Raw genomic sequence first — 8,353 nt, 5'->3', positions numbered from 1 at the left:
GGCAGCAGGAGCAGAAGCCCCCGACGCACAGAATTCATTCATTCCCCCCAAATGACTGGACTATATGGCTGGACTATGTGGCTGAACTATATGGCCGGACTATGGTCCCACGGCCCGGCCGCTCTCCGTCTCGAACAGGTGCAGCCGGTCCGGATCGAGGCTGATCGTCGCCGGTTCGTCCGGCTGAGCCGGGAAATGGGCGTCGACCTGGGCGGTGAACTTGCCGCCCGCCACCTCGCCCAGGATCAGGGTGTGGGCGCCGAGCGGCTCGATCACCCGCGGCAGGATCGGCAGCGTCACCGGCCCGGCGACGCCGCCCGCCACATGCTCCGGCCGCAGCCCGATGGTGACGGCCAGGCCGTCGCGCCCGGCCAGCGCCTGCCGCCTGGCCGCAGGCGCCGGCAGGACGGTCCCGTCCGCCAGCCGCAGGCCGTCGCCGACCAGCGTCGCGGGCAGGAAGTTCATGCTGGGGGCGCCGATGAAGGCGGCGACGAACAGGTTGGCGGGGCGCTCGTAGAGCGTCAGCGGCTCGGCCGCCTGCTCGATCCGGCCCTGGTTCATCACCACCACCCGGTCGGCCATGGTCATCGCCTCGACCTGGTCGTGAGTGACATAGACGATGGTGGTCTTGAGGCGCCGGTGCAGCGCCTTGATCTCGGCCCGCATCTCGATGCGCAGCTTGGCGTCGAGGTTGGACAGCGGCTCGTCGAACAGGAAGACGTCCGGGTCGCGGACGATGGCGCGGCCGATGGCGACGCGCTGCCGCTGGCCGCCCGAGAGCTGCTTCGGCCGGCGGTCCAGATAGGGATCGAGGCCGAGGATGCGCGCCGCCTCCTTGATCTTGCCGTCGATCGCAGCCTTCGGCTCGCCCCGCACCTTCATGCCGTAGCCGATGTTCTCGCGCACCGTCATATGCGGATAGAGCGCGTAGTTCTGGAACACCATGGCGCAGTTGCGCAGCCCCGGGCGCAGCCGGGTGACGTCGCGGTCGCCGATCCGGATGGTGCCGCCGCTCGCCGCCTCCAGCCCGGCGATCATGCGCAAAGTCGTGGTCTTGCCGCAGCCGGACGGGCCGACCAGCACGACGAATTCGCGGTCCGCGATCTCGAGGTCGAGCGACGGGATGACGGGCACGTCGCCATAGCTCTTGGTGACGGCTTCGAGTCTGACGCGGGCCATGATGTCCTTGGGTCTCTGGGCTTCGGCGGGCGCCGCCCCGCCGCAGCGCGCGGCGGGGCGGGTCCGGAGGACTACATCTTCAGCGGCGGCAGGCCCATCGAGGCGCGATAGGCGGCGAGCTGGGTGTCGCGGCCGAACTCGTCGGTCAGCTTGTTCCACTGCTCGGCGATCGAATCGAGCGCCTGCTGCGGCGTCACCTCGCCCGCCAGCGCCTTGGACAGCTCGATCTCCAGCACCTCGGTGTAGGAGAAGTAGCCGGGAATGCGCATGTCGAGGGCCACGTTCTTGGCCTCGAGGCTGCCGCGCTGCGCTGCCAGGTACTCGTCCGCCTCCTGCTTGGTCATCTTGGCCAGCCAGCGGTCGGGCGCGAAATGGCTCTGGCGGTAGGGGTTGACGCCGGAGCCGCCGGTCACCGTGGCGATGCCGCTGTTCTCCGGATTCGAGACCCATTCGACGTAGTTCCACGCCGCCTCGACGTTCTTGCCGGCGCTGGGCACGGCAGCCTGCCAGCCGCCATAGGCCATGAAGGGCGAGAACACCGGCTGGTCGAACTTCTCCCAGGCCTTGGTCTTGTGGTTCCAGATCTCGGTCGACCCCGGGGTCAGGGCCGAGCCGACATGGCCGGCCACCTTGCTCTGGTCCTTGTCGGCGGCGATCACGCCGGTGTCGCCCCAGTCGAAGTTCATCGCCACCTGGCCGCCAGAGAAGGCGGTGCGGATGTCGCCGGAGGAGAAGTTCAGCGCGCCGGGCGGCGAGAACTTCACCGACCTGATGTAGTCCTCCAGCGCCTTGGCCCAGCCGGGGTTGTTGACCTGGGCGTCCATGGTCTCCGGGTCGAAGAACATGCTGCCCGGGTTCTTGGGGTCGTTGGTGTAGCTGGCGGCATGGGTGAAGAAGAACCAGAACTGCTGGCCGCCGCGGCGGAACGCCTCCGCCGTGCCCCACAGCTTCTGGTCGGGCCGGGTGAAGAACTCGGCGATGTCGTAATATTCCTTCCAGGTCTTCGGCGCGGCCAGGTCGTAGCCGTACTTGGCCTTGAACGCCTCCTTCTCCTTCGGGTCGTCGAACAGGTCGCGGCGGTAGGACAGGGTGTGCAGGTCGCCGTCGATGGTCTGCGACAGGTGCTTGCCGTCCCACACCATCAGCCGGTCGCGATACACCGGGGCGATGTCTTCCCAGTCCTTGCCCTGGCGCACCGACTCCGGCATCTCCGACAAGTAGGGCGAGAAATCCGGCATCCAGGCCGGGGCGAAGGTGATGACGTCGAAGGTGGATTCGCCGGCGGTCATCGCCGTCAGGTATTTCGGGTACAGCTCGCCGAACGGGAACTCGACGACATTGACCTTGCCGCAGGTCTTCTGCTCCCAGGTCTTGGCCGCCATCTGCAGCGCGAGCGCGATGAACGGGCCGGTCTGCGAGCCCGCGGTCAGGGTGACGCCGGAATAGTCCGGGTCGCAGGCCGCGGCGGCGGGGCCGTGCAGCGCCGCGGTCAGCGCGAGCGCGCCCGCGGCGGCGAGAAGCATGGTCTTCATTCTTGGTCCTCCCTGTGTCGCGATCATCGGATGCTGCCCAGCAGCAGGCCTGATCGCATCAGCCTGGCCAGGAGAATCGCCATCACCATCATCGGCCCGATCGAGATCATGGCGGCGACCGAGATCGCCCACCATTCGTCGCCGCGGTAGGAGTTCTGCCCCGACAGCATGATCGGCAGGGTCTGCCAGCTTCCGGCGGTCAGCAGCAGCGAGAACAGGAACTCGTTCCAGACGAAGCTGAGCGTAATCATCGATGTCGCGATCAGCCCGGGCCGCGCCATCGGCAGCACGATCTCGAGGAAGATGCGGAAGCGGGGCACGTCGTCGACCAGCGCCGCCTCCTCGATCTCCACCGGCAGCGCCTGGAAGAAGTCGCGCATCAGCCAGACCACGATCGGCAGCGAGAACGCGGTGTAGCAGAGGGTCATGCCCCAATAGCTGTCGAGCAGCGGGAGGCCGGCCTTGCCGATCTCGGAATACAGCAGGTAGAGGGCGAAGGCGGTGACGATCGGCGGGAACATGCGCTGGCTGACGAACCAGAAGACGACGTCGTCATTGCCCAGCACCGGCCCCGGCAGGCGCAGCCCGTTGAGCGGGATCGACACTAGCAGCGCCGCGACCAGCGCGCCGCCCAGCGCCGGCAGCCGGGTCAGGCCGAGGACGTTCTGCAGCAACAGGAAGCCGCCGATCGCGACCACGGCGAAGGCCACCCCGGCCAGGAGCCGCACCTGGAAGGGGAAGCGCACCAGCGCATAGGCGGCCATCGACCCGAGGGCCACGGCCAGCACCGTGGCCGACAGCCCGATCAGGGTCGAGTTGACGAAGGGCGTGACGAAGTTGCCGCGGACGCCGGTCATGGCATCGATCCAGGCCTGCAGCGTCGGCTCGAAATCGATCCAGGGCAGGTAGGTCGGCCCGCCGCTGACCGCGACCGGCGGCTTGAACGAGGTGATCAGCGCCCAGTAGATCGGGAACAGCGTCACCAGGAACCAGCCCAGGCAGAGCAGGAAGACCAAGCCGCGCTTCGACCGGGACGGGTTCATCGCCGCTTCTCCAGATGCGGCTTCAGGACCGCCAGATAGATGGTGCCGAAGACGACGATCACGATCAGGAACAGGAAGCTCAGCGCCGAGGTGTAGCCGAGATTGAACTTCTTGAACCCTTCTTGGTACGCGAACAGGGTCAGGGTCTCGGTCGACACGCCGGGGCCGCCGCCGGTCAGGACGAAGACCGTGTCGATGATCTTGAAGCCCTCGATGATGCGGATGAACACGACCGCGGCCGAGATCGGCAGCAGCATCGGGAAGGTGATGCCCCAGAACTGCTGCCAGGAACTGGCGTTCTCCAGCTGCGCCGCCTCGTAGACGTCCTGCGGCAGGCTCTGCAGCCCGGCCAGCATCATCAGGATGACGAAGGGCGTCCATTGCCAGACCTCGACCGCGATGATGGTGCCCAGCGCCCAGGTCGCATCGGTCAGGAACGGCAGGTTCGGCAGGCCGAACTGGGTGAACATGTCGTTGACCGGGCCGACCGTCGAATGGAACAGCATGCGCCCGACCAGCGACACGGTGATCGGCGCCATCAGCATCGGCAGCAGAAAGCCGACGCGGAACAGACGCTCGCCCGGAATTTTGCTATGCAGCGCCAGCGCGATGGCGAAGCCGAGCACGTACTGCACCGCGACCGACAGGAAGACGACGGTCGCGGTCGTCTGCACGGTGGCCCAGAAGCGCGGGTTGGCGAGCAGCGAGGCGTAGTTGTCGAGCCCGACGAAGCGCGGCGGCAGCGGCGGCACCAGCCGCATGCTTTGGAAGCTGATCGTCAGCGAGTAGATGAGGGGGAAGATGCCGACCAGGAGGACGACAAGGAAAGCCGGCCAGATGAAGGCGTGCTTGATCGGCTCCCGCAACGTCCGTGCCTCCCCCTCGCCGGCGCTCGCTGTCGCGCGGCGTCTTTGACTTGTCGTACGTTATGGTGACTCGACCCGCCGACGCAACGGGCGGAACCGGATGGAGAAGGATGTGATGGACACCGTCGACCCCGTGCGGACTGCCGCCCCTGCCCCGTCGGCCGTTGGCATCGCGGCGGTGATCTTCGATTGCGACGGGGTGCTGGTCGACAGCGAGATCATCGCCTGCCGCGCGGTGGCGGAGCTGATCGCGCGTTACGAGCCGCAGGCGCCGGTCGAGGAGCTGGTGGAGCAGCTGGTCGGCACGCCCGACCTGCACATCGTGCGCCAGGTGGCGGCGCGGTTCGGCACGGTGTTCCCGGAGGATATCGGCCCGCGCATGGCGCAGGTGATCGACGATGCGCTGGCGCTCAGCCTCGACGCCATACCTGGCGTTCAGCCGGCGCTGGCGGGCTTAAGCCTGCCGATGGCGGTGGCCTCGAACAGCCATGCCGGCCGGGTCCGCCGCTCGCTCGAGATCGCCGGCCCGACCGGGCTGTTCGGCGCGCATGTCTACACGCCAGAGGCAGTGGCCCGGCCGAAGCCGGCGCCGGATCTGTCCCTGCACGCGGCCGCGCAGCTGGGCGTCGAGCCCGGCCGCTGCCTGGTGATCGAGGACAGCGTCACCGGCACCACGGCCGGCGTCGCCGCCGGCATGACGGTGATCGGCTTCCTCGGCGGCCGCCACATCCGCGACGGCCATGCCGACCGGCTGCGCGCCGCCGGCGCCCGGCTGATCTGCCCGCATATGGACGATCTGGCCGGGCTGGTGGCGGGGCTGAGGGGTTAGCCTGCGGGGCTAGCCTGCGGCCAGGCTGGTCGGACGGACGGCCGGCTCGACCCGGACCACGGTCAGGTTGCGCGGCTTGCCGGAGGGGGTGATCCAGGTGATGGTCTGGCCCCGGCGCAGGCCGATCAGGGCCGCGCCGACCGGGGTCAGCACCGACAGCCGGCCGGCCTCGATATCGGCCTCCTCCGGATAGACCAGGGTGACCGTGTGCTCCTCGCCGGTCACGTCGTCGCGATAGGCGACGGTCGAATGCATCTGGACCACGCCCTTGGCCGCGGTCGCGTCGATGATCTGGGCGCGGTCGAGCTCCGCCGCCAGGAAGTCGGCGATCGCCGGGAAGGCATCCGCCGCGGCGTCGGCCAGCGCCGCGAGGCGATCATAGTCGCCGGCGGTGACGTGGATCTCCGGACGCTTGGGCAGGCTTCTGCGGGACATGCCGAGGTTCCTTTCTTCTGGACGGTCCGCTCCGGGATGTTTCCGGAGGGCTCGGGTGCGGCCCGGCGCATCTGGGCGGCCGGGACGCGAATTCTGGGGGCTGGAAAATGGGGTCGCTGGGCGCGACGAGGACGAGAACGGACGGTGGGGCGGCTCGGGCCTGGGGGCCGGCGCCCCCGAGGTCAGCAGCCCCGGGCGTGAAGCGGCGTTCGACGCGCCGCCAACGGGTTCGTCCACGGTGTTCTCATAGGAATTGAGATAGGCTTCCGGGCGACGGAAATCAACCGGGACGGCCCGGACCCGCCCTGTGCATGAAAAGGGCCGCGCGGCGGTGGACGCCGCGCGGCCGCAGGAACCGCAAGCCGGTCAGAGCACGAAGTCGGCCGCCACCAACTCGCCATGGGTCTGGACGCGGATCTCGAAATCCGCACGTCCGTCGCCATTGGTGTCGCCGGCCACGATGCCGCCGGCGAAGCGCAGCTCGCCCGCGACATTGTGGAAGGCTTGGGCGCCAATGAAGGTGAAGGCTTGGTTGCCGAAGGCCAGCAGGGTGGTGTTGGCGTCGATCGCCGACAGGTCGATCTTGTCGCCCTCGACATGGATGAAGTCGGTGATGGTGTCGCGGCCGGTGCCCGCTGCCGATTCCGACGTCGCGCCGAAACGGAATGTGTCTCCGCCGCCGCCGCCGGTCAGGGTGTCGGTGCCGGCGCCGCCAACCAGTGCGTCCGCGCCCAGACCGCCCTTGAGGTTGTCGGCCCCTGCCCCACCCCGCAACAGGTCGCTGCCGGTGCCGCCGGAGAGCTGGTCGTTGCCGGCGCCGCCGTCGAGCGTGTCGTCGCCGAGCCAGCCGTTCATCGTGTCGGCGCCGGAGGTGCCGACCCGGACGTCGTCAATGTCGCGGATCGCGGCATGCAGCTCCGTCAGCACCGTCCCCGACGAGTTGGCAATGCCCTCAAGCGTTCCGGCCAGGGTGATCAGGGCGTCGAGCTGCGGCACCCCGCCGCCGAGATCCTGCAGTTCGGCGATCACCTCCTTCAGGTCCTGGACCACGTCGGAGATGTTGGTGAGCGTCATGTCGAGCACGGCCTGCAGGCCGTCCCGGCCGTTCTCGCCGCCGACCAGGCTTTCCAGTGCGGCACCGATCGCGCCGTTCTCGCCGAAGACCTGGTTGATCACCGCCTCGGGCACCAGCCCGTGCAGCAGGCCGTTGTCGCCGGCCAGCAGGTCGGCCACGGTGCCGGCGATGGCCAGCGGGCCGGCGACCTTGATCACCTCGCCCCCGGCCACCAGCACGCCGACATCCAGCAGCGTGTTGAACACGTCCCCGACGAGGCCGTCGCCGAGGGCGCCGCGCAGGCCGAGCTGGTCGCCGCCGAGGATGCCGAACTCGCCGAAGATATTGCCGATCAGGCCGCCGTCGCCCTGCAGCAGGCTGCCGCTGAGCACGCCGCCGAGCACGTCGGTCAGCAGGGTGTCGAGCACGCCGACGGCGCCGCCGAGCACGCTCTGCAGCAGGCCGGCAGCGCCGCCGCTGCCGAGCAGCTCGTCCAGCACGACATCCGGCGACAGGCTGCCGAGAATGCCGGTCAGCAGATCGGTGAGGCCGCTGCCGTCCGGACCCAGCACATCGCCGAGCAGGCCGCCGAGGATGCCGTCGGTCAGCAGCCCGTCGAGCACGTCCAGCCCCGGCAGCTGGGCGAAGATCCCGCCGATGATCTCGCCGATGTCGGTGCCGACGCCGAGATCCTCCAGGATGCCGCCGATCAGCCCGTCCGGGTCGAGCAGATTGCCGATGATGCCGGTGACGGTCAGGTCGTCGAACAGCCCGCCGACATCGCCGAGCATGCCGCCGATCAGGCTGGTGATGAGCCCGTTGTCGCCCACCAGCCCGTCGGCGAGGCCGCCGACCGTGTCGACCAGATTGCCGAGCAGCCCGCCGGGGCCGAGCAGCGAGCCGACCAGGTCGCCGGACCCCTGCAGCACCTCGACCAGCTGGGTCAGCAGCCCGTCCTCGCCCAAGAGGCCGCCGAGCAGCCCGTCGGGGCTGAGCAGGCCGCCATCGCCGAACAGCCCGTCGAGCAGGTCGCCGACCGGCACGCCGCCGATCGCCCCGCCCAGCAGGCCGCCGAGGCTGCCCAGCAGCCCGGACACCACGCCGCCGATCAGGTCGGGGGTCAGCAGCTCACCGAGCAGGCCGCCGGCATCGCCGAGCTCGCCGAGAAGATTGCCGAGAAGACCGCTGAGACCGCCGCCCAGCAGGCCGCCGAGCAGGCCGTCCAGGAGCCCGTCGAGCAGCCCCCCGACACCGCCGAGAACACCGCCAAGCAGACCGCCGACGCCACCCAGGACGCCGCCGAGCAGGCCATCCTCGCCGAGCAGACCATCCAGCAGCCCGCCAAGCAGGCCGTCACCGTCAAGAAGTCCATCCAAGGAATTTGCCGAAGCCATCGTCTCCTCCTCCAGGGAAAT

The 8,353-nt window shown here is 69.1% G+C and carries 7 protein-coding genes; 1 reads left to right on the top strand and 6 read right to left on the bottom strand.

Annotated elements, in window-relative coordinates; genetic code table 11:
• Positions 1 to 99 precede the first annotated feature (99 nt).
• The 4 genes from LG391_RS20055 to LG391_RS20040 all read right to left on the bottom strand — a co-directional run bounded on the left by LG391_RS20055 (position 100) and on the right by LG391_RS20040 (position 4,620).
• The gene (locus tag LG391_RS20055; RefSeq protein ID WP_225769807.1) at positions 100 to 1,179 is read right to left on the bottom strand and encodes an ABC transporter ATP-binding protein; all 1,080 of its coding nucleotides are present in this window, start codon (positions 1,177 to 1,179) and stop codon (positions 100 to 102) included.
• Between the two features lie 71 nt (positions 1,180 to 1,250).
• Positions 1,251 to 2,711, bottom strand: a complete 1,461-nt coding sequence (locus tag LG391_RS20050) for an extracellular solute-binding protein (RefSeq protein ID WP_225769806.1) — start codon at positions 2,709 to 2,711, stop codon at positions 1,251 to 1,253.
• A 23-nt stretch (positions 2,712 to 2,734) separates the two neighbouring features.
• Entirely contained in the window at positions 2,735 to 3,754 is a 1,020-nt protein-coding gene (locus LG391_RS20045) for a carbohydrate ABC transporter permease (protein WP_225769805.1), read from the bottom strand.
• Positions 3,751 to 4,620 (bottom strand): carbohydrate ABC transporter permease, encoded by an 870-nt coding sequence (locus LG391_RS20040; RefSeq protein ID WP_225769804.1) that lies wholly within the window; start codon positions 4,618 to 4,620, stop codon positions 3,751 to 3,753. The genes LG391_RS20045 and LG391_RS20040 overlap by 4 nt, the downstream gene beginning before the upstream one ends.
• A gap of 115 nt (positions 4,621 to 4,735) precedes the next feature.
• Between LG391_RS20040 and LG391_RS20035 the strand changes: the two genes are divergently transcribed.
• The gene (locus tag LG391_RS20035; RefSeq protein ID WP_225769803.1) at positions 4,736 to 5,449 is read left to right on the top strand and encodes an HAD family phosphatase; all 714 of its coding nucleotides are present in this window, start codon (positions 4,736 to 4,738) and stop codon (positions 5,447 to 5,449) included.
• Between the two features lie 9 nt (positions 5,450 to 5,458).
• On the opposite strand, the gene rnk is transcribed toward LG391_RS20035, so the two are convergent.
• Both rnk and LG391_RS20025 read right to left on the bottom strand, forming a co-directional pair.
• Positions 5,459 to 5,884 (bottom strand): nucleoside diphosphate kinase regulator, encoded by a 426-nt coding sequence (rnk, locus tag LG391_RS20030; protein WP_225769802.1) that lies wholly within the window; start codon positions 5,882 to 5,884, stop codon positions 5,459 to 5,461.
• Between the two features lie 366 nt (positions 5,885 to 6,250).
• Positions 6,251 to 8,314: a calcium-binding protein gene (locus LG391_RS20025; protein WP_225769801.1), complete on the bottom strand. Its 2,064-nt coding sequence runs from the start codon at positions 8,312 to 8,314 to the stop codon at positions 6,251 to 6,253.
• Positions 8,315 to 8,353 lie beyond the last annotated feature (39 nt).

The sequence above is a fragment of the Inquilinus sp. Marseille-Q2685 genome, from assembly GCF_916619195.1.
In the GTDB taxonomy this organism is placed as follows: domain Bacteria; phylum Pseudomonadota; class Alphaproteobacteria; order DSM-16000; family Inquilinaceae; genus Inquilinus.
This window is presented reverse-complemented; position numbering and strand designations above follow the sequence as displayed.